This window comes from Pseudoduganella sp. R-34 (genome assembly GCF_049904655.1).
Lineage (GTDB): Bacteria > Pseudomonadota > Gammaproteobacteria > Burkholderiales > Burkholderiaceae_D > Rugamonas.
This window is the reverse complement of sequence record NZ_CP184572.1, coordinates 4,285,394-4,311,022: the sequence shown is the minus strand read 5'-3', so window position 1 is coordinate 4,311,022 and position 25,629 is coordinate 4,285,394. Positions and strand designations below refer to the sequence as shown.

Below are 25,629 nucleotides of genomic sequence, written 5' to 3'. Positions count from 1 at the left end.
CTGTGCGCATAAGAATCTGGGTTATTGCCCTAACGCATTGTTCTGGAGAGCATCATTAATTCCCTCATTGCACGTGTCGCCGCCATCTTGCTGGCCTGTGCAAGCCTGCCATCGGCGCAGGCGGGGGAGGCTGCGCTCGATGCGCGCCTGAACGAGCAAGTCATCATGGTGCCGGCTGGCCGCGCGCAGAGCGTGCAGCTGGAGACCACCGTGTTCCGTCCTTCCGGCCCCGGCCCCTTCCCGCTGCTGATCGTCAACCACGGCAAGGCGCCCGGCAACCCCAAGCTGCAGGCGCGCGACCGTTTCATCTACCTGGCCACGGCGTTCGTGCGCCGCGGTTATGCGGTGATGGTGCCGATGCGCACCGGATTCGCCAATTCGACAGGCAAGTTTGTCGAATACGGCTGCAATATGACGGCCAATGGCTATGAGCAGGCTGGCGACATCGCCGACGTGGTGCGATTCGCGCGCAGCCAGCCCTGGGTCGACAATGAACATATCGTGCTGGCCGGCCAGTCCTTCGGCGGACTGGCGAGCATGGCGGCCGCCACGCAAGACCTGCCCGGCGTGCGTGGCATCATGAATTTCGCCGGCGGCCTGAAGGTGCACGGGGACTTGTGCAACTGGCAAGGCGCCCTGGTCAAGGCCTTCGGCGAGTATGGCCGCCGCAACAAGCTGCCCAGCATGTGGCTGTACGGCGCCAATGACAGCTACTTCGGCCCGGAACTGGTGGCGCGCATGCACGGCGCCTTCACGGCGGCCGGCGGCAAGGCCGACCTGGTGGCGTATGGCCCGTTCAAGAAGGATGCCCATGGCCTGCTGGGCAACCGCGATGGCGCAGCGATCTGGCTGCCGGAAGTCGAGCGCTTCCTGGCCGCGGTTGGCATGCCGACGCGCGAAGTCTATGCCATCGCCGAACCGCCAGCGCAAAAGGCCACCCATTATGCAGCGCTGGATGACGTGAGTGCCGTACCCTACCTGCCACAACGCGGCCGCGAACAGTATCGGGAATTCCTGAAGAAGGCTACGCCGCGTGCGTTTGCGATTTCGGCGACGGGATCGTGGGGCTGGGCGGAAGAGGGCGAAAACACCAACGAGAAGGCGCTGGCGGCCTGCCAGGCGGCGAGCAGGGAGCCGTGCCGCCTGTATTCGGTCGACAACGACATCGTCTGGTCGTCGGAGCACGGCACCGCCGGCCGCAACTGATTACGCCAGCGTGAGTCCGGCGGCCAGGGTCAGCGCGGCACTCAGGTAGCCGAGCGGGCGCTGGCCCCAGCGCATGCGGTGGGACATGAGGGCGCTGGCGTGGTGCAGATGGACGAAGGCGTAGCTGGCCAGCAGGTTCTGCAGCGCGACCCAGGCATGCATCATGATTGCGGCGCCCAGCAGGGCAATGCCGCCGCCACGCGCGATCGCGCCATCTTCGACGCCGACGGCGATGACCGCACCTTGTGTTATCCCCAGCATCATTCCAAGCATCGCCACCCGCATCAGGCGGGGGTGAAAATACTGGCGCTGCCATTGCGGTACCAGGCTGAACGCATGCAGGACGAGGATGATCGTCAGGCTCAACTGGTACAGGTCCAACATGGACGCCAGCGATTGAAAAATTTCCACGGTTGACCTCCCGTGCTGTGGCATCCTTATACTGACAATAACATGTTCCGCCGCAGGGCTACGCATGATACCCTGAGGTAAGCAACGCCATTTTGCGAGGTGAATCAGGGCATGATTCCTATTGCAGTGCAGGGTGCCAGCCGGGAGAGGAAACGCCAGCTGCCGAAAGGTCGGCAAGTCGATGCTGCTGCGCTGCAGCAGGTGCAGGCTTTGCTGGGCGACTTGCCGCGCAAGCGGGATCTGCTGATCGAATTCCTGCATCTGGTCCAGGATGCCTATGGCTGCCTGTCGGCGGCACACCTGGCGGCCTTGGCATCCGAACTGCGGCTGGCGCAGGTTGAGGTCTTTGAAGTCGCTTCCTTCTACCACCATTTCGATATTGTCCGCGAGGGCGAGCTTGCGCCTCCGGCGCTGACCGTGCGCGTGTGCGACGGCCTGTCGTGCGAGATGGCAGGCGCTGGCGAACTGCTGGCGCGCCTGCCGCAGTTGCTGGGACGGGAAGTGCGGGTCGTGCCGGCGCCTTGCCTCGGGCGTTGCGACCAGGCGCCCGCCGTCCTCCTTGGACAGCGCACGATCGCGCCGGCCAGTTGCGAGGGCGTGTCGGCGGCCGTTCCCAGTGCGGGTGTGGCGGGCGGCCACGCGGCGCAGTCCGCCACAGCGGGCACGGTTGCGGCGACGGAGGCCGGCGCGTTTGCGGTTTTGCGCGAATGCCTGTCGGGCTTGCGCTCCGTCGAGGCTGTGATCGCGGAGCTTGAAGACTCTGGCCTGCGCGGCTTGGGCGGAGCCGGTTTCCCGGCTGGGCGAAAATGGCGCATCGTCAGCAAGGAGCCGGCCCCGCGCCTGATGGCGGTCAATATCGACGAAGGCGAGCCGGGAACCTTCAAGGACCGCTACTACCTCGAGCGCAATCCCCGGCAATTCATCGAAGGCATGCTGATCGCCGCCTGGGCTGCCGGCATCGACGAAATCTATATTTATCTGCGCGATGAATACCATGATTGCCGCAGATTGCTGCAACAGGAGCTGGCGCGGCTCGGTGAAGGAACGCCTCGCATCCATTTGCGGCGCGGCGCCGGCGCCTATATCTGCGGCGAAGAATCGGCGATGATCGAATCGATCGAAGGCAAGCGCGGCATGCCGCGCCTGCGGCCACCCTACGTGGCGCAGATGGGCCTGTTCGGCCGTCCAACGCTGGAACATAACTTCGAAACCCTGTACTGGGTGCCCGAGATACTGGAAAAAGGGGCCGCGTGGTTCGCCGGCCATGGCCGCAACGGCCGCAAAGGGCTGCGCTCGTTCTCCGTGTCCGGCCGCGTGAAGCAAGCGGGCGTCAAGCTAGCGCCTGCCGGCATCACGGTGCAGGAGCTGATCGACGAATTCTGCGGCGGCATGCAGGACGGGCACCAGCTCTACGCCTACCTGCCGGGCGGAGCATCCGGCGGCATCCTTCCTGCCAGCATGAACAACATCCCGCTCGACTTCGACACGCTGCAGCCCTATGGGTGCTTCATCGGTTCCGCCGCCGTCATCGTGCTGTCGCAACACGATAGCGCGCGGGCCGCGGCAGCCAATATGATGCGCTTCTTCCGTCACGAATCCTGCGGCCAGTGCACGCCATGCCGTGCCGGCACCGCCAAGGCGGCTGACATGATCGAAGCACCGGTGTGGGACGCAAGCCTGCTCAGGGAACTGTCGCAAGTGATGCGCGATGCATCGATCTGCGGACTTGGGCAGGCCGCCCCCAATCCGGTCGACTGCGTGCTGAACTACTTCCCGCACGAGGTCACGCGATGATCGACTTCGAGCTCGATGGGCGCGCAATGCAGGCGGCGGAAGGCGAAACGCTGCTGCAGGCGGCAAGGCGCGCAGGCATCGAGATTCCGCACCTGTGCTACAAGGACGGCATGGCGCCGGCCGGCAATTGCCGCGCGTGCATGGTGGAGATCGACGGCGAGCGCGTACTGGCGCCATCCTGCTGCCGCCATCCCGTGCAAGGGATGAAGGTCACCAGCGACAGCCCACGGGCGCGCGCAGCGCAAAAGATGGTGCTGGAACTGCTGCTGGCGGACATGCCGCAACAAGCGCATACGCGGCATAACGAAGTCGAACACTGGGCCGCAAGGCTCGCCCTCGGCAAACCCCGCTTTGCAGCCCGCCGGCAACCCGCCTGCGACCTGACGCACGCCGCCATTGCGGTCAACCTCGACGCTTGCATCCAGTGCACACGCTGCCTGCGTGCCTGCCGCGACGAGCAAATGAATGACGTCATCGGCCTGGCCTGGCGCGGCGACCATGAAAAAGTCGTGTTCGACATGGACGACCCGATGGGCGCCTCCACCTGCGTTGCATGCGGCGAATGTGTGCAAGCTTGTCCGACAGGCGCCCTGATGCCGGCGCGCGAAGCGGCGCTGGCCGTGCCGGACAAACGCATCGACTCGGTGTGCCCATACTGCGGCGTGGGCTGCCAGCTCACCTACAACATCAAGGACAACAGGATATTGTACGTGGAAGGCAGAAACGGCCCTGCCAACCAGGGCAGGTTGTGCGTCAAGGGCCGCTACGGTTTCGACTACGCGCATCACCCGCACCGCCTGACCAAGCCGCTGGTGCGGCGCGCCGACGCGCCGCCAAAATCGGGCGACTTCAACATGGACCCGGAGCGCGTGCATGAAATCTTCCGCGAAGCGAGCTGGGACGAAGCGCTGGCGCTGGCCGGCGGCAAGCTGGCTGCCATCCGCGACCGGCACGGCCCGCGTGCGCTGGCCGGCTTCGGCTCCGCCAAGGGCAGCAACGAAGAAGCCTACCTGTTCCAGAAGCTGGTGCGCACCGGCTTTGGCAGCAATAATGTCGACCATTGCACGCGGTTGTGCCACGCCTCCTCGGTAGCGGCGCTGCTGGAGGGGATAGGTTCGGGCGCAGTCTCCAATCCGGTCAAGGACGTGATGAAGGCCGAGGTGGTGCTCCTGATCGGCGCCAATCCGGCTGTCAACCACCCCGTGGCGGCGACCTGGATCAAGAACGCCGTGCGGCAAGGCACGAAGCTGGTGGTATGCGACCCGCGCCGCTCCGACCTGTCGCGCATCGCCCACCGCTTCCTGCAATTCAAGCCCGATACCGACGTGGCGCTGCTGAATGCGATGATGAACGTGATCGTGACGGAAGGACTGGTCGACCAGGAATTTATCGCCCGCCGCACCATCGGCTACGAGGAACTGGCGGCAAACGTCGCAGCTTACAGTCCGGAGGCCATGGCGCCGATCTGCGGCATCGAAGCCGGGACGATTCGCGAGGTGGCGCGCATGTACGCCGCTTCCCGCGCCTCGATGATCCTGTGGGGCATGGGCATCTCGCAGCACGTGCATGGCACCGACAATGCACGCTGCCTGATTGCCCTGTCCCTGATGACGGGGCAAATCGGCCGGCCGGGCACCGGCCTGCACCCGCTGCGGGGACAGAACAATGTGCAGGGCGCGTCCGACGCCGGCCTGATTCCCATGATGTACCCGGACTACCAGCGCGTGAGCGAGCCGTCCGCCAGGGCGCGCTTCGAAAGCGCCTGGGGCCTGGCGCCCGGCACCCTGGACGACAAACCCGGCCTGACCGTGGTGGAGGTGATGGACGCCGCCGAGGCAGGCCAGGTCAAGGGTATGTACATCATGGGCGAAAACCCCGCCATGTCCGACCCCGACGCCAACCATGCGCGGGCGGCGCTGGCGTCGCTGGAGCACCTCGTAGTACAGGACATCTTCCTCACCGAGACAGCCTGCCTGGCCGACGTGATCCTGCCCGCCAGCGCCTTCCCGGAAAAGACCGGCAGTTTCACCAACACCGACCGCCTGGTGCAGATCGGCCGGCAGGCGCTGGACCCGCCGGGCGAGGCACAGCAGGATTTATGGATCATCCAGCAGCTTGCGCAGCGCCTCGGGCTGGACTGGCACTACGGCTCTGCAGCCGACGTGTTTGCGGAAATGCGGCAAGTGATGCCAAGCATCGCAGGCATTACGTGGGAACGGCTCGAGCGCGAGCACGCGGTGACCTATCCCTGCCATGCGGAGGGCGATCCAGGCACGCCGGTGGTATTTACAGAGGATTTCCCGCGCGAGTCCGGCCGGGCTCGTTTTGTCCCGGCCGATATCATCCCCGCGGATGAAAGACCCAGCGCCGCGTACCCGATGGTCCTGATCACCGGCCGCCAGCTCGAACACTGGCACACCGGCAGCATGACGCGCCGCACGGCGGTGCTCGATGCCATCGAACCGGACCCGGTGGCCATGGTGCATCCGCTTGACCTGGCGGCGCTTGGCGGCACGCCGGGCGACGTGGTGACCATCGCCTCGCGGCGGGGCCAGGTTTCGCTGTATGCGCGAGCCGACGACAGTTCCCCGCGCGGCGCAGTGTTCGTACCGTTCTGCTATTACGAAGCCGCCATCAACAAGCTGACCAATCCGGCGCTCGACCCGTTTGGCAAGATCCCCGAATTCAAGTACTGTGCAGTCAAGGTCACGCTGGGCGGCACGGTCGGCGCCCAGTCCAGTTTTGGCGGCGGCAAGGCAATGGAGGCAGCAGGCGCATGAGACTACCGGAGATGACACAGGCCAGCGTGCCGCTGACGCAGGAAGTGGAAGCGATCGACGAAAAAGGACGCCGCTCGCTGATCCACATACCCGCCGAGCGCCCGCTGACGGTGTACGTAGACAAGCGCGAGCTGGTCACCCTGATGACGCTGGGCGGCGCCCCCGAAGCCCTGGTGCTCGGCTACCTGCGCAACCAGCGCCTGGTACGATCAGTGGAAGATGTCGAATCCATCCACGTCGACTGGTCGGTCGGCGCCGCAGCGGTCAGGACGCGCGCAGGCATCGCCGGTATCGAAGAGCGCACAGCGCGCAAGGTGGTGACCACCGGATGCGGCCAGGGATCCGTGTTCGGCGACCTGATGGACGAAGTGGACGACATCGTCCTGCCGCCCGCTGCACGCCTGAAGCAATCGGGCGTATACCGGATAGTCGAAACGATCCGCACGCTGCAGTCGATCTACAAGCAGGCCGGCTCGGTGCACGGCTGCGCCCTGTTCACGCAAGGCGGCGAACTCCTGTATTTTGTCGAAGACGTCGGCCGCCACAATGCGGTCGACTCCATTGCCGGCAAGATGTGGCTGGACGGGATGGAGGGCAGCGACAAGGTGTTCTACACGACCGGCCGCCTGACCTCCGAAATGGTGATCAAGGGCGCGCAAATGTCGATCCCCTTCCTGCTATCGCGCTCCGGCACCACCCAGATGGGCCACAGCGTCGCCACCCGCCTCGGCATGACCCTGCTGGCCCGTTGCACCGGACGCCACTACCTGCTGCTGACCTCACCGCAGCGCCTGATCCCCGAACCCGAGCTGGCCGAACCACCGCCGCGCCCGTGTCACACCCTGGGGTCACACCCTCAGAGTGACACAGCCTCAGCCGAGCCCACAGCCGAGCCCGTGTCACCTTTGGGGTGTGACCCCATGGTGGGACACGGGCTCGGCCGGGAGGCGTGATGGGGCTGATGGAAGCGGTGCGGGGGGCGTTCGGGCTGCTGTTCAATGGCGATCCTGTGCTGTGGGGGATCGTCTGGGTTTCGCTCAGTACCAGCGTACTCGGCTTGCTGCTGGCGGCGCCCTTCGCCGTGATCGGGGGCTATGCGATTGCGATGACGCAGTTTCGCGGCCGGCGTGTGGTGATCTGGCTGGTGCAGGCGGCTTTGTCGCTGCCGACGGTGCTGATCGGCCTGCTCCTCTACATGATGCTGTCCCGCCACGGTCCGATGGGCAGCTTGCAGTGGCTGTTTTCGCAGCCGGGCATCGTGGCGGGGCAGGTCGTCATTGCGCTGCCGGTGCTGCTGGCTTTCACGCTGGCGGCGGTGCAGGCGGCCGATCCGCGTTTTGCGGAAACCGCCATCGCACACGGGGCTTCGCCATGGCGCGTCATGGGGACGCTGCTGTATGAGGTCCGCTTCGGCGTGATGGCGGCGATCATCAGCGGCTTCGGGCGAGTGATTTCGGAAGTCGGCTGCGCCATGATGGTGGGAGGGAATATCGCCGGCGAAACGCGCACCATCACCACCGCCATTGCGCTTGAAACCAGCAAGGGCGAATTCGCCCAGGGCATTGCACTGGGCGTGGTGCTGGTCACCATCGCGTTGGCGATGAATGGCGCGATGATGGTGCTGCAGGGCGATGCCCATGCCGCCAGGGGCCGGGGATGACGCCCATGCTGTCGATCGCCCGCCTGACCAAACGCTATGGTGAAAAAATGCTGTTCGACCTGCGTGATTTCAGGCTTGATGCGGCGCGGGCCTACGTCCTGACCGGAGTGAACGGCGCCGGCAAGAGCACGCTGCTGCGCGTGCTGGCCGGCCTGGCGCCGGCTGATGCGGATGGCGTGCATTTTGCGGGCAAGGCGGTGATGCTGTCTCCTTACCCTGCTGCCTTGCGACGCGAGATCGTCTATGTGCACCAGCATCCGGTGATGTTCTCGACCAGCGTGGCGGGAAATATCGGCTTCGGCCTGAAGGCGCGCGGCATGGCGCGCGCCGAGGCTGCAAGCATGGTGGAGGAGGCGATGCATTGGGCGGGGGTGCAGCATTTGCGCGGCAGCCGGCCGGCCACGCTGTCCGGCGGCGAGAAGCAGCGGGTGGCGCTGGCCCGTGCCAAGGTGCTGCATCCGCGCCTGTTGCTGCTCGATGAACCGACTGCCAGCCTCGATGGCGAGGCGCGCGAGCAGGTATTGGCCTTGATCCCGTCGCTGACCCAGTCGGGCAGCACCGTTGTCATGGCCTGCCACGACCGTGACTTGATCAACCTGCCGGATGTGCGGCGCCTGAAGCTGCGCGATGGACAACTTGAGGAGAAGTGAATGAAACGCAGGCTGCTGCTCACCTTTGCCGCTGCATTTGCTCTGTCCGGCAGCGCCTTTGCCCAGCAGGTCATCCGGCTGTCCACCACGACCAGCACCGAAAATTCTGGCTTGCTGGCCTTCCTGCTGCCGGCCTTCGAAGCCAGGACCGGCAGCAAGGTCCATGTGATTTCGGTGGGCACCGGCAAGGCGCTCGAACTGTCGAAAAACGGCGACGTGGACGTGACCTTGGTGCATGCACGCGCGGCGGAAGACAAGTTCGTGGCAGAAGGCTGGGGCATTGACCGGCGCGACGTGATGTATAACGACTTCATCGTGGTCGGCCCATCCAGCGATCCGTCGGGTATCAAAGGCGGCAGGGATGTGCTGGCCGCGTTCCGCAAGCTGGCGGGCGGTCCGGCGAAGTTCATTTCGCGCGGCGACAATTCCGGCACCGACATCATGGAAAAGGCTTACTGGAAACAGGTGGGCACGCAGCCTGCAGGCGCGCAGTACGTTTCGGCTGGCCTGGGCATGGGCGAGGTGCTGAACATGGCGGCCGAGATGGGCGGATATACCCTGACCGACCGCGCAACGTATGCGGCGTACCAGGCCAGGACCGGCCTGGCGGTGATGGTGGAGGGCGACCAGCGCATGTTCAACCCTTACGGTATTATCGCGACCAACCCGGCGAGGCATCCCGGCGTGAATTACAAGGGCGCGCGCCAGCTGATCGACTGGATCACGTCGCAGGAAGGACAGGCCGGGATTGCGCAGTTCCGTCCAGGCGGGCAGCAGTTGTTCTTCCCAAGCGCCAGGCCTGATTAGGCGCGCTGCAGCCAGGCGAGCAGGGCGTCTGCCACGGCGCCCGGATTCTCGCGCTGCGGGAAGTGGCCGACGCCGGCCAGCAGCGCGCGGTGATACGGCCCGCTGAACAGGTGCGCCTTGTGCTCCGAGGTCTGCGGACTGTTGGCGCCATCTTCCGTGCCGTGCAGGGTGAGCGTCGGCACGCTGATCATGGATTCGTGCCGCAGCCGCTCTTCCTGCAAGGCGTAGTGAGGGTCGGGCAGGGCGAGACCCCAGCGGTGACGGTAGGAGTGCAGCGTGACGTCCACCCAGTCCGGATTGTCCCAGGCATGCATGGCGTCGTGGAACACGCCTTCGCCGAAATGCCATGAAGGCGACCAGGTGCGCCAAAGCAGCAGGGCGAATTCGCGCCGGTCCTTGCGCAGCGCTTCGGCGCCGCGATCGGTTGCCATATACCAGTGGTACCAGTAATTGCGCGCCTGGTGCATGCTGAGGGCCTGGCCAGGGTCATTGGTGCCCCAGCCGACCGACAAGGCCATGCAGCGCATCACGCGTTCCGGCGCCAGCAAGGCGGCGTTGTAGGCGGCGCGCGCGCCCCAGTCGTGGCCGATGACATTGAATCGTTCGATGCCCAGCGCCGTGGCGAAGTCCAGCAGGTCTTGCGCAAGGGCGCTTAGCTGGCCGCTGCGCGGCGTGGCCGGATCGAGGAAGCGGGTTTCGCCGAAGCCGCGCAGGCTGGGCACGATCAGCCGGTAGCCGGAGCCTGCAAGGAAGGGCAGCACGCCATCCCAGGTGTGCATATCATCCGGCCAGCCATGCAGCAGGATGATCGGTTCCCCCTGCAGGTCGCCATGCTGGCGAAAGGCAATGCGCAAGCGGTCGGTGTTCACGTATTCCATGTTGACTCCTGGCTGGCGAAGCGTGCCCTCAGGATTATAAGCCTGCGCTATACTGGGACCCATGGAAAACTTGCATATCGTCTGCCCCCACTGCGACGCGGTCAACCGCGTGCCTTCGGTACGCCTGGAAGAAGAGGCTACCTGCGGCAAATGCCAGCGGCCCTTGTTTACTGGCCATCCGGTGGACCTGTCGACGGAGCGTTTCCTCAAGCATATCGAGCGCAACGATATTCCTGTGCTGGTCGATTTCTGGGCGCCGTGGTGTGGCCCGTGCCGCACGATGGCGCCTTTCTACGAGCAGGCGGCCCAGCACCTCGAACCCTATTTCCGTGTGGTGAAGGTTAATACCGAGGCGGAACAGCAACTGGCGGCGCGCTATGTCATCCGCAGTATTCCTACGCTGGCGGTGTTCAAGGGTGGCCGCGAACTGGCGCGCCAGGCCGGCGCAATGGACAGCAAGAGCATCATCGCCTGGGTGCAGCAGCACTTGCGTTAGAAATGCGCCAGCCAGTTCCTGATTCCGTCCAATGAGCGGAAGTCGGCCACCGAGCGGCAGGCAATGCCAGGGTGGCGTGCCAACAACATCTTCGATAGAGCACTTCCTGGCCCCAGTTCCAGCGCTGCGGTGATTCCCCGCTCGGCGCAGGCATCCATGCAATCTGCCCACAAGATTGCTTCTGCCAACTGGCGGGAGAGATGGCCAATTGCCGTCGCCTTGTCGCGTACGGGCGCGGCGTCGATGCCGCCCAGTACCGGCGCCTGCAGCGTACCGAATGCTTCCTGGGAGAGCAGGCTTGCGAAGGGTTCGACTGCGGCCCGCAAGTAGGGTGTGTGCGAAGCGACTGCGACCGGCAACTGTGCGATGCGCGCGCCGGGAATCGCCAGGGATGCAGCATTCGCGGCGGGACCGCCGGCGATGCAGCTGTCTTCCCCTGTTTCTATCGCGATGTGGAAGCCGTGAGCTGCAAGCTGGGGCCGCAGCGCTGCTGTCCGGCGTCCGCTGATCGCGAGCATGGCTTGCGGGCTGTCGCCTGCGACGCAGGCGTCCATCAGTGCGGCGCGCTGTGCTGCGAGGGCCAGGGTGCGTTCCGGCGTGAATGCGCCTGCCACGCTGTATGCTGTCAGTTCGCCGATGCTGTAGCCGGCCACCAGCGCCGGCTGCGGGCAATCGCGGCGCAATGCCTCCCACATGGCAAGGCTGCTGGCAACGATGGCTGGCTGGGCGTTGTGGTTGCTGAACATCGCTGCGGGGTCGCTCAAGCCGGGCAGCATTGGCGCCAGTTGTGATAGCAGGGCCGCGCCGTGCGGGTCGCTACGGGCCAGGTCGTACATGGCGGCATGCTGGCCGCCCTGGCCGGGGCACAGGATCAGCAAGCGGCTATTCATGGCGGTGGCAGGGTTGTCAGGCTGTGCACCAGGCAGCATGCGGCCAGCAGGTCGGCGGCGCCGCCCGGCGACAGGCGCTGGGCGATGAAGCGCCGGTGGCAATCCAGCGCATGCTCTTGCCATTGCCGGTTTGCGGTGCCTCCCTGTCGCAGGAAGTCGCGGGCGGCATGGCGCACCGTGCCGGCGCCTTCGGCCCCGCCGCGGTGGTAGATGTTGGTGTCGCTGATATGCGCCATCAGGGCGAAGATGGCGTCGACGCGGGCGTGCAGCATGGGCGCGCCACGCGCCAGCGTGTCTTGCAGCGCGGGCAGGCCGACTTCGAATACCGAGGGCAGGCCGAGCGCGCCTTCTTCGCGGGCGCCGCTGGCGGCATGCCGGGCGGCGGCTTGCTGGCCATGCGAGTCACCGCTGGCATGCGTATGGGCAGCCAGCTCTTCGCCCCAGTGCAGCAGCAGGGCGGTACGCAAGGCGGCTGGCGTCAAGGTCATGCGCAACGCGCGGACGCGGCCCATTGCGGCGCACAGCAAGCCGAGGGCGAAGATGGCGCCGCGGTGGGTGTTGATGCCTTGGGTCGCGGCCATCATGCGCTGTTCGGCGGCGATGCCGAGTCTTTTGAGTTCCGCAAAGGGGACGCCGTCGTAGCCCGCCCTGCAGATGCGGGCGAAGTAGTGGCGCAGCGAGAACAGGCTGCGCATGAAGGTGTCCGCATCCATGTCGGCATGGCTGCCGTTGTCGACGAAGGAGACCAGGCCGGGCTTGGGGTAAAGGGCCAGTTCGTGGTACAGGCTGCGCACTGCGCGCAGGGCGACTTCGCGGGAGAGCGCTTGCGCTGGATGCCGGTGTGCGGTAGGGCCGGCGCTGCGCCTGAGCGCAGCCGCCATTGCGCGGGCGGCCTCCGTCGTGCGGATGGCGGAGGTGGTCATGCAGGCTCCAGTTCTGCGCGCAGCTCGGTCCGCGTGCCGAGCTTGACGCTGGCATGCGACTTGACCAGCACGCGTTCGGTGTGGGCGTGGGCGTTGAGCCATTCTTTCCAGGCCACGGCCTGGCCGCTGGGGAAGATGATTTCGCCGTCCAGCGGCAATTCATCGAGGAAGCCGGCAAGCAGCAGGGTGCCTGCGTCCAGTTCGAGGCTGTCCCGGGGGCGGAACAGCAGGTCGATGTCGGAGGCGTCACGCAGGTAGGCCTGGCCCGTGAGCGCTTGCAGGGCGAGCGAGCCGAATACCCGGACGTCAAGGCCTGCACTGGCCGTGGCCAGGCGGGCGAACGGCGCTTGCCAGCCTGCGGGCAGGGCATGGACCACGGCGTCCAGCGCCATTGGTGCGCTGTGGCGGGCGATGTGCCGGGCCGGGACGCGTAATGGCAAGCGCAGTTTTGCTGCGCTGACCGGGTCGGGCGGGGCCGCCAGGCCAAGGCAGATCTCGCCGGCAGGCTCGCCCGCGTGCCCGCTGGCGCTTGCTGGCGCTTGCGCTGCGTCGTCCCGGCGGCGCACGACCAGCGGCCAGTCGCAAGCGGCCCAGCGGGCAATCGCTGCGTGGGCGGGCGTGCCCTGTGTTGCCGTGGCCAGCACATCCTGCCAGCCGTCGCGCGTCAGCCACGCCAGGTCATGCCGCGCGTGCATTGCTGCCGCCGATGATGGCTTCGATGACCGGTTGCGCTGCCTTGCGGCCGCCCCGCAGCAGGCCGAGGGCGCTGCGCTGGTCTTCGCGCGGCGCATTGTCGATGGCGTGCGCGAGGTGGGCGGCAAGGTCGCCCTCCCAGATTGCCTGCAAGCCGCCCATGCGCAAGTAGTTCTCCGGCCCCGGCGCGAACACGGGATTGCTGCGCGCCAGCTCCACCAGTTTTTCTTCCGGTACCTTGGTGATGCGCGCCATTGCAGGCAAGCCCATGACGCGGATCGTGGCATCGGGCAGGGCGTAGCAGGCATCTGCCATCAAACCGCTGGTGATGAAGCCGCCGGACAATGCCTGGTCGTACACCAGCCCGATGATGCGGTGTCCCATGTGGCGTGCGAGGTCGATGCACTTTCCCAGGTGGGCCATGTAGCTGTTAATGCCCAGCATCTCGTCGCGATGGCGCAGGCGCTGTCCCTGCGTGTCGACCAGCAGCACGATAGGGCGGCCGGGGTGGCTGCGCACCGTCGCCAGCACGGCTTTGGCCTGTGCCAGTGCGATTTCCACGCCGATCGGCGCATGTCCGGTGGTGCCGATTACGCTGACGTCCTGGCCCTCCACGCGTGCGCTGCCGTTCAGGAATTGCTCATGTTCGACGATGTCATGCCCGCCGGGGAACAGGGCGTCGGCCAATATTTTCCAGTCCATGGTCATGCTCCCAGTCGGCAAGGCCCCGCGGCGGCGGTGAAGGAATCGATATCGAGCATCGGAATGTCGTGGGGCGCGGCGACGCCCAGCGCGGCCCAGACTTCAGCCGGGTCGCGCAGGCCGCCAAAGCGCTCGATGCGCTGCTCCAGCATGGCCTGTTCCGCTTCCAGGGCGGCCAATGTCAGTTCGACCGTGCCGCTGCTCGCTTCCTCGATGGCGTCCAGCGCAGCCTGGCGGAATGCGGAAATGCTGTCTTCCACGATGCGTTGCACATCACCCATCAGGTAGCGGTGTTTGCCGCCCGTGGTGCGCCACACGAGGGCGCGGTCGCGCGAATCGAATTCCTCGACGCCGCTGGCGGTTTCAATCACCTCCGGGCCCGACATGGCCAGCCGGCCCTCCTCGGATATCACCAGCGAGTTGGCGCATCGCGCCACGATGCCCATGCCGCCGAAGGCGCCGTTGGAGCCGCCGATCAGCACCACCACCGGAACGCCGGCTGCACGTACATCCAGCACGGCGCGCATCACCTCCGACACTGCAATCAGGCCGGCGTTGGCTTCGTGCAGGCGCACCCCGCCAGTTTCCAGCAACAGCAGCACGGCGGCAGGACGGTCAAGCGCGGCGCGCCGCAGCAGACCAACCAGCTTGGCGCCATGGACTTCGCCCACCGCGCCGCCCATGAAGCCTCCCTCCTGCGCGGCGGCAAAGACGGTCAGTCCGTCGAGGGTGGCGCGGCCGACAACCACGCCGTCGTCGAACGCCACCGGTGCATTCAGTTGCGCCAGGTGCGGGCTGACGACGCGCTGCGCAGGACCGATGAATTCCTCAAAGCTGTCGAACAGCGCCAGGCGCTCGCGCGCATTGGCCTCCAGGTAGCTGCTCATTGGCCTTCTCCCAGCATGGATTCCACTGCCTGGTCCAGCCGCAGGCTGACCACGGCCGGTGTCGCGCCCATATCGTTGATGGCAATGCGCGTGTCGGCCAGCTGCCAGCGTTCCTGGAAGTCGGTGATCACGGCTTGCCAGATCGGGCCGAAGCCGACGGCGGCGGTCTGGATGCCTACTTCGCAGGCACCGCCCAGCGGCGTGCTCTCGATCAGCACTTCCAGGTTGCCGGAGCTGACCACGCCGACAATGCGCGGTTCGGCCGACAGCGAGCGGCGGCCTTGTTCGAATCGGTAATTGAGTGTTTCCATCTTGGCTCCTACCAGTTGCGGAAGCGCTTGGGCGGGTCATACAGGCCGCCCGACGCTCGCACGAGGTCTTTCATGTTCTTTGCCGCCAGCAGGTCGCGCGTGGCATGGCGCTTGTCGATGCCCAGGTCTTCGGCACGCGTGATGATGCCGCGCTCGCGCAAGTTTTCCACCATGCGCTTGTCGCGTTGCAGCCCGACCGGTGTGTAGCCAGCGACGCCGCGGATTGCCTGCTCGCGCTCTTCCGCATTGCGGCACAATAGCAGGTTGGCAATGCCCTCCTCGGTCAGGATGTGGGTCACGTCGTCGCCGTAGATCATCACCGGCGGAATCGCCATCTTGGCCTGTTCGCCGAGTTCCCATGCGTCCAACCGTTCGACAAAGGCCGGCTGCATGTGTTCGCGGAAGGTCTCGACCATCTGCACCACCAGTTTCTGGCCGCGCGGGATGGCGCCGCTGCCCTGGCGCGCCTGTTCGCCGGCCTTGAGCCATGCCGGGCTGGCGTGGCGCCGGCCCCGCGCATCCGCGCCCATATTGGGCGCGCCGCCAAAGCCGGAGATTCGGCCCAGCGTCGCGGTGGACGAATTGCCGGCCAGGTCGATCTGCAGGGTCGAACCGATGAACATGTCGCAGGCGTAGTGGCCGGCGGCCTGGCAGTAGGCGCGGTTGCTGCGCATCGAGCCGTCCGAACCGACCGCGAAGACGTCCGGCCGGGCGCGGATATAGTTTTCCATGCCCAGTTCGGAGCCGAAGGAATGGATCGACTCCACGAAGCCCGCTTCGATTGCTGGAATGAGGGCGGGATGCGGGTTGAGCGCCCAGTTGGTGGCGATCTTGCCGCGCAAGCCGAGCGAGGCGCCGTAGGTCGGCAGCAGCAGTTCGATGGCCGCGGTATCGAAGCCGATGCCGTGGTTCAGGCGCTGTACCTGGTATTCGGCGTAGATGCCCTTGATCGCCATCATGGCCATCAGGACCTGGATTTCCGAGATCTGGGCCGGGTCGCGCGTGAACAGCGGCTCGATGTAGTAGGGCGTCGGCGACTGCACGACGAAGTCGACCCAGTCGCCTGGCACGTCGATGCGCGGCAGGTCGTCCACGATGCGGTTCACCTGCACGATCACGATGCCGTTCTTGAAGGCGGTGGCCTCGACGATGGGCGGCGTGTCTTCCGTATTCGGCCCTGTGTAGAGGTTGCCGTGGCGGTCAGCCGCTTCAGCAGCGACCAGGGCCACGCGCGGCGGCAGGTCGATGAAGTAGCGGCTGAACAGCTCCAGGTAGGTGTGGATGGCGCCGATATTCAGCTTGCCGGCCGCCGCCAGCTTTGCCACGCGGGCGGCCTGGGGGCCGGAGAAGGAGAAGTCTAGCTTCGAGGCAACGCCGCGCTCGAACACGTCCAGGTGTTCAGGCAGGGCCAGCACCGATTGCAGCATGTGCAGGCCGCGCACGCGCTGCGGATCGAGACCGGCCAACGCCTGCGCCAGGAAATCGGCCTGCTTCTGGTTATTGCCTTCGATGCAGACGCGGTCGCCGTTTTCCAGTACCGCATGCAGAAGGTCGCTGATGCGGGCTGCCGGCAGCGCCTTGCCTGCCAGTTCGCCGCCGAGCACGTTGCGGGCGCGCGCCAGGCGCTCGTTGCGATTGCGTTGAAGGCTGTCCCACACGCGGATTGGTGCATTCATTTACCTGGCTCCCATGATCATGTCCGGCAGGCCGGTAGCGATGCCGGGGAAGATACACAGCAGGATCACCGCGGCCACCATCAGCAGCAGGAAAGGCGTCACACCCCAGATCACGTCGCGCAGTGGAATATCCGGCGCGATGTTCTTGATGACGAAGATGTTCAGGCCTACCGGCGGGTGGATCAGGCCCATTTCCATCACTACCGTCATCACGATGCCGAACCACACCAGGTCAAAGCCCGCTTCGCGCAGCGGCGGCAGGATGATCGGCGCCGTCATCAGGATGATCGAGACCGGCGGCAGGAAGAAGCCCAGTACCACCACCAGCACCAGGATGGTTGCCAGCAGCACCCATTTGGACAGGTGCATGCCGACCACCCAGCTCGCAGCCGCCTGGCTGATATGCAGGTAGCTCATGACGTAGGAATACAGCAGCGACATGCCGATGATCAGCAGCAGCATGGTCGATTCCTTGATGGTGGAGGACAGGATCGGCGACATGTCCTTGGGGCGCCATGCGCCATACACCACGGCGATCAGCACCAGCGCGAGCAGGGCGCCCAGGCCCGCCGTTTCGGAAGGCGTGGCAAAGCCGCCGTACAGCGCAACCATCACGCCGATCAACAGGATGATAAAGGGCAGCACGCGCGGCAGCATTTCCACTTTTTCGCGCAGCGTGAAATGTTCGTCTTCCAGGTAGGCCGACTTGACGCCGCCTTTCTGGTAAGCCGCCAGCGCCAGTTTGTATTCGGTGCGGGCACGGTAGACGGCATAACCGGCAAACAGCAGCACCAGCAGCACGCCGGGACCGATGCCAGCGAGGAACAGGCGGCCCAGCGACTGCTCCGCCGCCACGGCGTACAGGATCATGGTGATCGATGGCGGGAGCAGGATGCCGAGCGTACCGCCGGCCGCGATGATGCCGGCAGCGAAACCGGGCGAGTAGCCGCGCTTGCGCATTTCAGGAATGCCGGCCGAGCCGATCGCCGAGCAGGTGGCCGGCGAGGAGCCGGCCATGGCGGCAAACAGTGCGCAGGCAAACACGTTGGCGATACCCAGGCCTCCAGGCACCTTGTGCAGCCAGGTGTGAATGGCTGAATACAGGTCCTTGCCGGCCGGCGACTTGCCGATCGCTGCGCCCTTCAGGATGAACAGCGGGATCGACAACAGGGTAATGGAAGCCATTTCCTCGTACACGTTCTGGGTCACCGTGTCGAGCGAACTGGCGGGCATGAAGAAATACATGAAGGTGGTCGCCACGATGCCCAGCGCGTACGCGATCGGCATGCCGGAGAACATGACCACCAGGGTGACGATGCCGTACAGGGCGCCCAAAGTCAGCTCGCTCATTTTGCGGCTCCTTTTTCAGTGATACGAACCAGCACTTGCAGCAGGATCTGCAGGGTCAGCAAGGTCATGCCGGCCGCCATCATGGAATAGGGAATCCAGAGCGGCGGCGCAAAGGTGGAAGTGGTGGTCTGGCCGTCGACCCAGGCCTCGTGCCACAGCGTCCACGATTTCCAGGAGAAGAAGGCGCAGAATACGAAGGAAAGCAGGTCGACGACGAACAGGCGCACCGCATTGGCCTTGGGCGGCAGGATCGCAGCCAGCGCCTCGATGCCGATATGGCCGCGGAAGCTTTGCACATATGCGCAGCAGAAGAAAGTGACGCCGACCAGCATGAAGATCGATGCTTCATCCTGCCAGTCGGTCGGTGCGTGGAAGAAGTAGCGCGACACCACGGAATAGGTGAGGATCAGGGCGGTGGTCACCATGGCCACCATGGACAACACGAGCAGGCCCTGGTTCACTTTCGCCAGCAGCATGCCGACCGTCGAAAGACCGGGCGTTTGCGGCAAGGCCGCCTCCTTGGGCGGGTTGAGTTCGAATCCGTGGCTCACAGCGTTTTCTCCGCGAGGGCCAGCAGTTTCGCGCAGTTGTCGTTGCGTTCGCCGTAGTCCTTCCACGCCGTGGTGCGGGCGATGGCTTGCCATTTCTTGACGGAGGCTGCGTTCAGGTCGACCACCTTGGCGCCGGCCTTCTGGTAGACGGCTGCCACTTGCGTGTCGTCGGCCTGGGCCGCGGTCTTGGCGAAGGCTTCCAGTTCGGCGCCAACGGCCATGATGGCGGCTTGCTGGTCTTTCGGCAGGCGTTCATAGGCGGCGCGCGACATCATCAAGGGCTCGAACATGAACCAGTAAGCGGTGCCGCGCCCGGTGGTCAGCGCTTTCGATACTTCTTCGAGGCGGAAGGAAATCAGGGAAGTGGAGGAGGTCAAGGCCGCATCCATCGCGCCGGTCTGCATGGCGGCGTAGATTTCGTTGGATGGCAGCGAGACCACGGCGGCGCCGGCGGCTTTCAGGATCAGGTCCATCTCGCGCGAGCCGCCGCGGATCTTCATGCCCTTGGCATCTTCGGGATCGACCACCGGCTTGACGCGCGAAGCGACGCCGCCTGCCTGCCAGATCCAGCTCACCAGCACCACGCCTTTTTCCCACAGCAGTTGGGTCAGCGCCTTGCCGATCTCCTGGTTTTTCCAGCCGTAGCCTTGTTCATACGACGTGACCAGGCCGGGCATCAGGCCGATATTCACTTCCGGGACTTCGCCGCCTGCGTAGGACAATGGCACCAGCGACAGGTCCAGCGCGCCCTTGCGCATGGCGGAGAACTGGGCGTTGGTCTTCATCAGCGAAGACCCTGGATAGATCGCGAACTTCAGGGCTCCCTTGGTGCGCTTTTCGACTTCCGCCGCGAACATGCGGGTCAGGCGGTCGCGGAAGTCGCCTTCGGCCAGGGTGCCGCCGGGGAACTGGTGCGAAATCTTCAGCGAGCCTGTCTGGGCCCAGGCGGTTTGCAGCCACAGCGGGCTGGTGGCGAGTGCGGCAAGAACGGACCTGCGGGTCATCTGGGACATGTCATCCTCCAAGGGGTTAAGTATGCAGCTTTGTTTTTTATGTATACAAGAATATCTTCACCGAATACATTGTCAAGTGAAATATGCGTCTTATAATGGAGTCTCATATACATACCGAAGTTTTAGTTCCATGACGAAACATTCTTCCACCCTGCGGGAAACCATCGAGGAAATGATTGCGATGGGCGAGCTGCAGCCAGGGCAGCACCTCGACGAAACGGAACTGGCGACCCGCTTCGGCGTGTCGCGCACGCCAATCCGCGAAACGCTGATCCAACTCGAATCGATGGGCCTTGTGGTGATCCGGCCACGGCGCGGTGCAATCGTGGCCGAACTGGGGCCGCAGCAACTGGTTGAAATGTTCGAAGTGATGTCCGAGCTTGAAGCGACCTGCGGCCGCCTGGCTGCGCGCCGCATGACGCCGGAAGAGCAGCAGGTCCTGCTCGCGGCCCACGAGGCATGCAAGGCCGCGGTGGAAGCGCAGGAGCCGGACGAGTACTACTACCGCAACGAGGCCTTCCACGAGGCGATCTATGCCGGCGCCCACAACAGCTTCCTGTTCGAGCAGACGCGCAGCCTGTACCGGCGCCTGCGGCCATACCGCCGCCTGCAGCTTCGCGTGCGCAACCGCATCGGCCATTCGTATTCCGAGCATGAGGGCGTGGTGCAGGCCATCCTCGCGGGTGACGGCGACAAGGCGGCCGAGCTGCTGCGCGGGCACGTGATGATCCAGGGGCAGCGCTTCTCGGACTTGATGGCATCGCTGCCGCAACTGACCAAATCCGCCGCCTGATAATAAATAAAGATTTTCGTTTACTTATTGTCGGGCGCTGCGTATATTGGAGGGCATGAACAATCTCCTCCTCATCGCGGCTACCTGCCTGCTTGGCTTGCTGTCCACTACGGGCGCATCACTGCCATATCCCATCCTGCCGCCGCTGTTCGCGGCAGAAGCCCACAATAGCCTGAACAACTTCCTCGGCCTGCCGCCCAAGCTGCTGTTCGGCATCGCGCTGACGGTGAACCCGATCGGCCTGGTGATCGGCTCGGCGCTGCTCGGGCCTTTGTCCGACCGTTATGGGCGCCGCCCGATCCTGCTGGCCACTGCCCTCGGCGCAGCGGCAGGCCACGCGCTGACCGGTCTCGCGCTGGTGATGCAGTCCTTCCCGCTGTTCATCCTGGCCCGCTTCGGCACCGGCTTGCTGGAAGGGAACGGCGCGGTGGCGCGTGCCCTGGTGGCGGAAAAGCTGGAAGGTCCGCAGCGCCTGCGGGCGCTGTCGCTGGTGAATGGTTCGCTGCACCTTGGCTGGCTGGTGGGCCCGGTGCTGGCTGGCTTTACGCTGGGCTTCGGCATCACGGTTCCGTTCTGGGTTGCCGTGGCGGCGCTGATGCTGGCTGCGGCGCTCGTGGCGATGACGGTGCCGCGCGCCGCCAAAGCGCCTTCCGATGGCGTCTCCTGGTGGCAGGTGGCGCGCTCGCATCACGCCATGCACCTGTTGCGCGTCTCTGAACTGCGCACGCTGTTCATCGTGCAGTTGGCGCTGACCTGCGGCATCACCGGATTCTATGAATACTACCCACTGTGGCTGGTGGAGCAGGGCGGCTACGATGCACGCGGCATTGCGACCATCAATATGGCGATGTGCGCCGTCATGACGCTGGCCGCCATCATCGCGGGCCGGCAGAGCAGCATGGAGCCGCTGCATCGCGCAAGCTGGCTGGCTTTCGGGCTGGCGGCTTCGGTAGCCGGCGTCGCGCTGGGCAACCTGTGGATCGGCATGGTGGCGATCTGCCTGTTCGGGCTGCCCAACGCTTTCTATAACGCGACAGTGCAATCCTGGGCGGCGGACCGCTTCGCGGCACACGGACAGGGCTCCGTCATGGGCCTGCTTTCGATGACGTTCTGCTTCGCGAATATCGTGATGGCGGCGATCGGCTCCGTGCTGACGCTGGTCGATACCCGCCTGATCCTGTTGCTCGGCGCCGTGCTGGCGGCATGGGCCGGCTGGCGCCTGCGCGGCTGGCGCGAAGAAATGGCGGCGGCGCCTGTGCAGCGCGGGCTGGCTGGCACTGAAGGAGCCGGCGCATGAATACCGCCGACCAGATCCTTTTCCTGCTGAAGACGCGCGGCGCGCACACGGCGCAGCAACTGGCCGAGTTGCTCGACCTGACTTCGATGGGCACGCGCCGCCACCTGGAGGCGGCGGAGGAACGTGGTTTCGTGACGTTTGAAGATGTGGCGGAAAAAGTCGGCCGCCCGTCGCGCCGCTGGCTGTTGACCGACGCCGGCCACGCGCGCTTTCCCGACCGTCACGCCGACTTGACGCTGCAGCTGATCACGCAAGTGCGAGCCTTGTTCGGGGAAGATGGCATGGATAAGCTGATCACCGCCCGCGAACAGGCCAGCGAGGCTTTCTACCGCGAAGCGATCGGCGACGGCACGGCATTACCTGAACGCGTGCAAGCCCTGGCGCTGGCGCGCGACGTGGAGGGCTATATGGCCGAAGTCGAGCAGCAAGGCGACGGATCGCTACTGCTGGTTGAAAACCATTGCCCGATCTGCGCCGCAGCCCGCGAATGCCAGAATTTCTGCCGTTCGGAACTCGACGTTTTCCAGCGCGTGCTGGGTCCTGGATGCCAGGTGCAGCGCGAGGAGCATATCCTGGCGGGGGAGCGCCGTTGCGCCTACCGCATCAAGCCAGTGTGACAGCATTTCCAGCGCTGGTGTAGAGTAGGGGTAAACCCAACGGAGGCGCCCATGGATGACGCGATCAGGCGGCAGTTTGTCTCGGAAGTGTGGAAGCGATTTGTCGAGGTGCAGAATTGGGCCATTGCCAATTGGCCCGACAGCGAACATCCGCTCAGCACTTCCGACTTTGTCGAGGGCCGCAAGGAAATCCTCGGACTTGGCTTGCCGCCCAACCTCAGGCCGGGGCACGAGAAACCGCAGGCCGCGCCTGAGCCTGAGCAAGGCGGCCCGCAATATCAGGAAGTGACGCCGGCGCCCTGGCCCTGAGCCTGGCCATGCGTGGCGCCGAGGTAGGTGGCGTAGCTCACCACCAGGCAAGCCACTAGGCCGAGCGCCAGGTGTAGTGCGCTGTCGAACAGCAGCGGCGCCACCAGTCCGGACACCAGTGCAAACAGCATCATCTGCAGGAAGGACTGCATCGACGCCGCCAGTCCGCTATTTTGCGGGAACAGGTTCATGCCGGCCAGCGTCAGCGGCGGCATCGCCAGCGCGAGCGAGAACGAGAACAGGAACAGCGGTAGTACGGCCCACGGCACGGTCGCGGCAAAGAACCAGTTGTAGCCCACGTTGAGCGCAGCGGCAATGGCCATCAGCACAAAGCTCAGGCGAATCAGCTTCGCCGGAGGCATGCGGTGCGCCAGCTTGCCGCTCATCGTTGCCCCCAGCACATGGCCACTGATCAGGGGGATGAACAGCCAGGCAAATGCAGTTTCCGGCAGCTTCAGGATATGCATGATGAAATAGGCGGCGGAGCCGATATACAGGGCAAAACCGCCAAAGGCCGCGCCGAGCGACACCGACAGCAGGAGGAACTGGCGGTGCTTCAGCACCATCCAGTAATTGCGTGCGATGGCGCCCAGGTGCAGCGGGTGGCGCTTTTCCTGCGGCAGGCTCTCCGGCAGCCAGCGCCAGACGGCAACCCACATCAAGACGCCGAAGGCGGCAAGGAACCAGAAGATCGAACGCCAGCCGAAGGAAACCTGGAGCCAGCCGCCCAGCACGGGAGCGATTGCTGGCGCCAGGCCGAACACCATCATGATGTTGCCGAGGATTTTCTGAGCTTCCATGCCCTCGAAACGGTCTTGCACGATGGCGCGGCCGATCACGGAGCCGGCGCCCGAGGCCAGCCCTTGCAGGATGCGGGCGCCAAGCAGGAAGCCGAAGGAGCCGGCCAGGGCGCCGCCCAGCGAGGCCAGGACGTACAGGACCAGCGACCACAGGATGACCGGGCGGCGGCCGAAGCTGTCCGACAGGGTGCCGTAGAACAGCATCATGAAGGCGAAGGTGAACAGGAACAGGCTCAGGGTCTGCTGGATCGCCATCGGGCTGGCGTTGAAGGTCTCAGCGATGGCCGGGAACGAGGGTAAATAGGTGTCGATCGCCAGCGGGCCGACCATGGTCAGGCCGGCCAGCAGCAGGGTAAGCAGGATATTCTTCATGTGATGCCCGAGAGTGAGCGCGCTATTTTAAGGGAATCCCGGAGTCTGTGCTTATGACTGAAAAGCATAAGCTTGTGCGAACAGCTTCTTTCGCTTTTTAATGTAAATTCGATATTCTTGTGCCTTATGGCTATCGACTCTTATGGCGCCTCAAGCGGCGCATCGCGTTGGGACCTCGACGAGGTGGTACACCAGTTGCGCGTATCGCGCGAAGCGACCCACAATATCCGCCACCAGCGTCGCGTGCGCGAACTGCCTTCGCGCGCGGAGCTAGTGCAAATCCTCGAGGGCTTGTCGGCGGCCTTGTTCCCGACACATTACGGACGCCCGAACCTGACCGACGAAAGCATCGACTACTTCGTCGGCGATACCCTGAACACGACGCTGGACCGCTTGCACGAACAGGTGCGGCGCGGGCTTCAATTCGGCGCAGAAGTGGCGGAGACCGAGGAAGACCAGGCGCGCGCAGCCCTTGGCATCACGCGCGCCTTCGCCGCCTCGCTGCCGCAGATCCGCGCCCTGGTCGTCTCTGATGTGCAGGCTGCCTATGCCGGGGACCCGGCCGCGACCTCGATTGCGGAAATCCTCCTGTGCTATCCAGGCATGGTGGCCATCCTGCAATATCGGCTCGCGCATAGCCTGCACAAGCTCGGCGCGCCTTTCATCGCGCGCATCGTCAGCGACATCGCCCATTCGCGCACCGGAATCGATATCCACCCGGCGGCGCGGATCGGCGCCAGCTTCTTCATCGACCACGGCACGGGCGTGGTGATCGGCGAAACCACCATCATTGGCGAGCGCGTGCGCTTGTACCAGCACGTCACGCTGGGCGCCAAGCGCTTCCCGGCCGACGAATCCGGGCAGTTGATCAAAGGGACGCCGCGCCATCCAATCGTGGAAGATGATGTGGTGATCTATGCCGGCGCCACCGTGCTGGGACGGATCACCATCGGTGCCGGCTCCACTGTGGGCGGCAATGTCTGGCTGACCCAGAGCGTGCCGCCGAACAGCAATGTGTCGCAGGCGCAGATGCGCAGCGATTGCGAGGGGGATACCTCGAAAGGGTGATTGTTTTTCGCTCCAGACTGGTGCCTACTATCGAAAAAGTCGATCAGTAGCGCGCACATTATGCGTTTTACACTGATCGGTTGTCGTCGCATAATGGGCCGTCATTCCCAACCTGGAGTTCTTACAATGAAAAAACTGATCGCCTTCGCCCTCGCAGCCGGCTTCTCCCTCGCCGCATCCGCGGCGCCTGAAACCTACAGCATCGATCCAATGCATTCCTTCTCCCGCTTCGAGTACAGCCACTTCGGCTATTCGACCCAGGTGAACAAATTCAATAGCACCACCGGCAAGATCCAGATCGACCGCGCCGCCAGGACCGGCTCGGTGGAAGTGACCATCGACCCGAAGTCGGTCAATACCGGCTCCGACCTGTTTAACGGACACCTGCAAGGCCCCGACTTCCTCGATTCCGCCAAGTATCCGGCCATCACCTACAAGTCGACCAAGTTCCTGTTCAACGGCGACAAGGTGGTGGGCGTGGAAGGCAACCTGACCATCAAGGGCGTGACCAAGCCGGTGAACCTGGAAGTGACCTCCTTCCAGTGCATGCCGCACCCGATGCTGAAGAAAGACGCTTGCGGCGCCAATGCGATCGCCAAGATCAAGCGCTCCGATTTCGGCGCCGGCAAATACGCCCCGCACGTTAGCGACGAGCTGACCCTCGGCTTCTCGATCGAATCGATCAAGGAATAAGT

General features: G+C 64.9%; 27 protein-coding genes. 14 read left to right on the top strand and 13 right to left on the bottom strand.

Annotated features, from left to right (window positions below; all coding sequences use genetic code 11):
• Nucleotides 1-165: 165 nt before the first annotated feature.
• Nucleotides 166-1,206 (top strand): dienelactone hydrolase family protein, encoded by a 1,041-nt coding sequence (locus tag ACN9MW_RS19635; protein ID WP_426172246.1) that lies wholly within the window; start codon nt 166-168, stop codon nt 1,204-1,206.
• Here the strand turns inward: ACN9MW_RS19635 and ACN9MW_RS19630 are convergent, their stop codons facing one another.
• A complete protein-coding gene (locus ACN9MW_RS19630; protein WP_426162179.1) occupies nt 1,207-1,617 on the bottom strand; it encodes a hypothetical protein in 411 nt (136 codons plus the stop codon).
• A gap of 99 nt (nt 1,618-1,716) precedes the next feature.
• Between ACN9MW_RS19630 and ACN9MW_RS19625 the strand changes: the two genes are divergently transcribed.
• From ACN9MW_RS19625 to ACN9MW_RS19600, 6 genes are read left to right on the top strand one after another with little or no spacing between them, the layout of a single operon-like run.
• Nucleotides 1,717-3,411 (top strand): NADH-ubiquinone oxidoreductase-F iron-sulfur binding region domain-containing protein, encoded by a 1,695-nt coding sequence (locus ACN9MW_RS19625; RefSeq protein WP_426162178.1) that lies wholly within the window; start codon nt 1,717-1,719, stop codon nt 3,409-3,411.
• Nucleotides 3,408-6,191 carry a formate dehydrogenase subunit alpha gene (fdhF, locus tag ACN9MW_RS19620; RefSeq protein ID WP_426162177.1) on the top strand — a complete coding sequence of 928 codons (2,784 nt, stop codon included), beginning with the start codon at nt 3,408-3,410 and terminating at the stop codon, nt 6,189-6,191. Before ACN9MW_RS19625 ends, fdhF begins: the two co-directional genes overlap by 4 nt.
• Complete coding sequence (locus tag ACN9MW_RS19615) at nt 6,188-7,144, top strand: formate dehydrogenase accessory sulfurtransferase FdhD (protein ID WP_426162175.1); 957 nt, start codon at nt 6,188-6,190, stop codon at nt 7,142-7,144. The genes fdhF and ACN9MW_RS19615 overlap by 4 nt, the downstream gene beginning before the upstream one ends.
• Complete coding sequence (locus tag ACN9MW_RS19610) at nt 7,144-7,851, top strand: ABC transporter permease (protein WP_426162174.1); 708 nt, start codon at nt 7,144-7,146, stop codon at nt 7,849-7,851. Before ACN9MW_RS19615 ends, ACN9MW_RS19610 begins: the two co-directional genes overlap by 1 nt.
• Nucleotides 7,848-8,501: an energy-coupling factor ABC transporter ATP-binding protein gene (locus tag ACN9MW_RS19605; RefSeq protein WP_426162172.1), complete on the top strand. Its 654-nt coding sequence runs from the start codon at nt 7,848-7,850 to the stop codon at nt 8,499-8,501. The genes ACN9MW_RS19610 and ACN9MW_RS19605 overlap by 4 nt, the downstream gene beginning before the upstream one ends.
• Nucleotides 8,502-9,308, top strand: coding sequence for a substrate-binding domain-containing protein (locus ACN9MW_RS19600; protein WP_426162171.1), 807 nt, complete (start codon nt 8,502-8,504; stop codon nt 9,306-9,308).
• Here ACN9MW_RS19600 and ACN9MW_RS19595 read toward each other — a convergent pair.
• Nucleotides 9,305-10,186 carry an alpha/beta fold hydrolase gene (locus tag ACN9MW_RS19595; protein ID WP_426162170.1) on the bottom strand — a complete coding sequence of 294 codons (882 nt, stop codon included), beginning with the start codon at nt 10,184-10,186 and terminating at the stop codon, nt 9,305-9,307. The genes ACN9MW_RS19600 and ACN9MW_RS19595 overlap by 4 nt on opposite strands.
• Before the next feature lie 61 nt (nt 10,187-10,247).
• Between ACN9MW_RS19595 and trxC the strand changes: the two genes are divergently transcribed.
• Nucleotides 10,248-10,682: a thioredoxin TrxC gene (gene trxC, locus ACN9MW_RS19590; RefSeq protein ID WP_426162169.1), complete on the top strand. Its 435-nt coding sequence runs from the start codon at nt 10,248-10,250 to the stop codon at nt 10,680-10,682.
• Here the strand turns inward: trxC and ACN9MW_RS19585 are convergent.
• The 10 genes from ACN9MW_RS19585 to dctP are packed head-to-tail and all read right to left on the bottom strand — an operon-like array spanning nt 10,679 to nt 19,678.
• On the bottom strand, nt 10,679-11,611 hold the full coding sequence (locus tag ACN9MW_RS19585; RefSeq protein ID WP_426162168.1) for an acyltransferase domain-containing protein: 933 nt from the start codon (nt 11,609-11,611) through the stop codon (nt 10,679-10,681). The genes trxC and ACN9MW_RS19585 overlap by 4 nt on opposite strands.
• Entirely contained in the window at nt 11,569-12,495 is a 927-nt protein-coding gene (gene mdcB / locus ACN9MW_RS19580; RefSeq protein WP_426162167.1) for a triphosphoribosyl-dephospho-CoA synthase MdcB, read from the bottom strand. Before mdcB ends, ACN9MW_RS19585 begins: the two co-directional genes overlap by 43 nt.
• Nucleotides 12,492-13,190 (bottom strand): malonate decarboxylase holo-[acyl-carrier-protein] synthase, encoded by a 699-nt coding sequence (gene mdcG, locus ACN9MW_RS19575; protein WP_426162166.1) that lies wholly within the window; start codon nt 13,188-13,190, stop codon nt 12,492-12,494. The genes mdcB and mdcG overlap by 4 nt, the downstream gene beginning before the upstream one ends.
• Nucleotides 13,174-13,890 (bottom strand): biotin-independent malonate decarboxylase subunit gamma, encoded by a 717-nt coding sequence (mdcE, locus tag ACN9MW_RS19570; RefSeq protein WP_426162165.1) that lies wholly within the window; start codon nt 13,888-13,890, stop codon nt 13,174-13,176. Before mdcE ends, mdcG begins: the two co-directional genes overlap by 17 nt.
• Nucleotides 13,891-13,892: 2 nt before the next feature.
• Nucleotides 13,893-14,777 carry a biotin-independent malonate decarboxylase subunit beta gene (locus tag ACN9MW_RS19565; protein WP_426162164.1) on the bottom strand — a complete coding sequence of 295 codons (885 nt, stop codon included), beginning with the start codon at nt 14,775-14,777 and terminating at the stop codon, nt 13,893-13,895.
• Complete coding sequence (mdcC, locus tag ACN9MW_RS19560) at nt 14,774-15,088, bottom strand: malonate decarboxylase acyl carrier protein (protein WP_426162163.1); 315 nt, start codon at nt 15,086-15,088, stop codon at nt 14,774-14,776. The genes ACN9MW_RS19565 and mdcC overlap by 4 nt, the downstream gene beginning before the upstream one ends.
• An 8-nt stretch (nt 15,089-15,096) precedes the next feature.
• The gene (mdcA, locus tag ACN9MW_RS19555; RefSeq protein ID WP_426162162.1) at nt 15,097-16,764 is read right to left on the bottom strand and encodes a malonate decarboxylase subunit alpha; all 1,668 of its coding nucleotides are present in this window, start codon (nt 16,762-16,764) and stop codon (nt 15,097-15,099) included.
• Nucleotides 16,765-18,114 carry a TRAP transporter large permease gene (locus ACN9MW_RS19550; protein ID WP_426162161.1) on the bottom strand — a complete coding sequence of 450 codons (1,350 nt, stop codon included), beginning with the start codon at nt 18,112-18,114 and terminating at the stop codon, nt 16,765-16,767. It abuts the gene before it with no gap.
• A complete protein-coding gene (locus ACN9MW_RS19545; RefSeq protein WP_426162160.1) occupies nt 18,111-18,665 on the bottom strand; it encodes a TRAP transporter small permease in 555 nt (184 codons plus the stop codon). Before ACN9MW_RS19545 ends, ACN9MW_RS19550 begins: the two co-directional genes overlap by 4 nt.
• Nucleotides 18,662-19,678 carry a TRAP transporter substrate-binding protein DctP gene (gene dctP, locus ACN9MW_RS19540; RefSeq protein ID WP_426162159.1) on the bottom strand — a complete coding sequence of 339 codons (1,017 nt, stop codon included), beginning with the start codon at nt 19,676-19,678 and terminating at the stop codon, nt 18,662-18,664. The genes ACN9MW_RS19545 and dctP overlap by 4 nt, the downstream gene beginning before the upstream one ends.
• Nucleotides 19,679-19,808: 130 nt before the next feature.
• On the opposite strand from dctP, the gene ACN9MW_RS19535 reads away from it, so the two are divergent.
• The 4 genes from ACN9MW_RS19535 to ACN9MW_RS19520 are packed head-to-tail and all read left to right on the top strand — an operon-like array spanning nt 19,809 to nt 22,694.
• A complete protein-coding gene (locus ACN9MW_RS19535) occupies nt 19,809-20,471 on the top strand; it encodes a GntR family transcriptional regulator (protein ID WP_426162158.1) in 663 nt (220 codons plus the stop codon).
• Nucleotides 20,472-20,526: 55 nt separating this feature from the next.
• Nucleotides 20,527-21,768, top strand: coding sequence for an MFS transporter (locus ACN9MW_RS19530; RefSeq protein WP_426162157.1), 1,242 nt, complete (start codon nt 20,527-20,529; stop codon nt 21,766-21,768).
• Nucleotides 21,765-22,385 carry a helix-turn-helix transcriptional regulator gene (locus ACN9MW_RS19525; RefSeq protein ID WP_426162156.1) on the top strand — a complete coding sequence of 207 codons (621 nt, stop codon included), beginning with the start codon at nt 21,765-21,767 and terminating at the stop codon, nt 22,383-22,385. Before ACN9MW_RS19530 ends, ACN9MW_RS19525 begins: the two co-directional genes overlap by 4 nt.
• Before the next feature lie 51 nt (nt 22,386-22,436).
• Nucleotides 22,437-22,694, top strand: a complete 258-nt coding sequence (locus ACN9MW_RS19520) for a hypothetical protein (protein WP_426162155.1) — start codon at nt 22,437-22,439, stop codon at nt 22,692-22,694.
• Here ACN9MW_RS19520 and ACN9MW_RS19515 read toward each other — a convergent pair.
• On the bottom strand, nt 22,664-23,866 hold the full coding sequence (locus tag ACN9MW_RS19515; protein WP_426162154.1) for a multidrug effflux MFS transporter: 1,203 nt from the start codon (nt 23,864-23,866) through the stop codon (nt 22,664-22,666). The genes ACN9MW_RS19520 and ACN9MW_RS19515 overlap by 31 nt on opposite strands.
• Before the next feature lie 126 nt (nt 23,867-23,992).
• Between ACN9MW_RS19515 and epsC the strand changes: the two genes are divergently transcribed.
• The gene (epsC, locus tag ACN9MW_RS19510; protein WP_426162152.1) at nt 23,993-24,934 is read left to right on the top strand and encodes a serine O-acetyltransferase EpsC; all 942 of its coding nucleotides are present in this window, start codon (nt 23,993-23,995) and stop codon (nt 24,932-24,934) included.
• 126 nt (nt 24,935-25,060) lie between these two features.
• Complete coding sequence (locus ACN9MW_RS19505) at nt 25,061-25,627, top strand: YceI family protein (RefSeq protein ID WP_426162151.1); 567 nt, start codon at nt 25,061-25,063, stop codon at nt 25,625-25,627.
• The last annotated feature ends 2 nt before the right edge of the window (nt 25,628-25,629 follow it).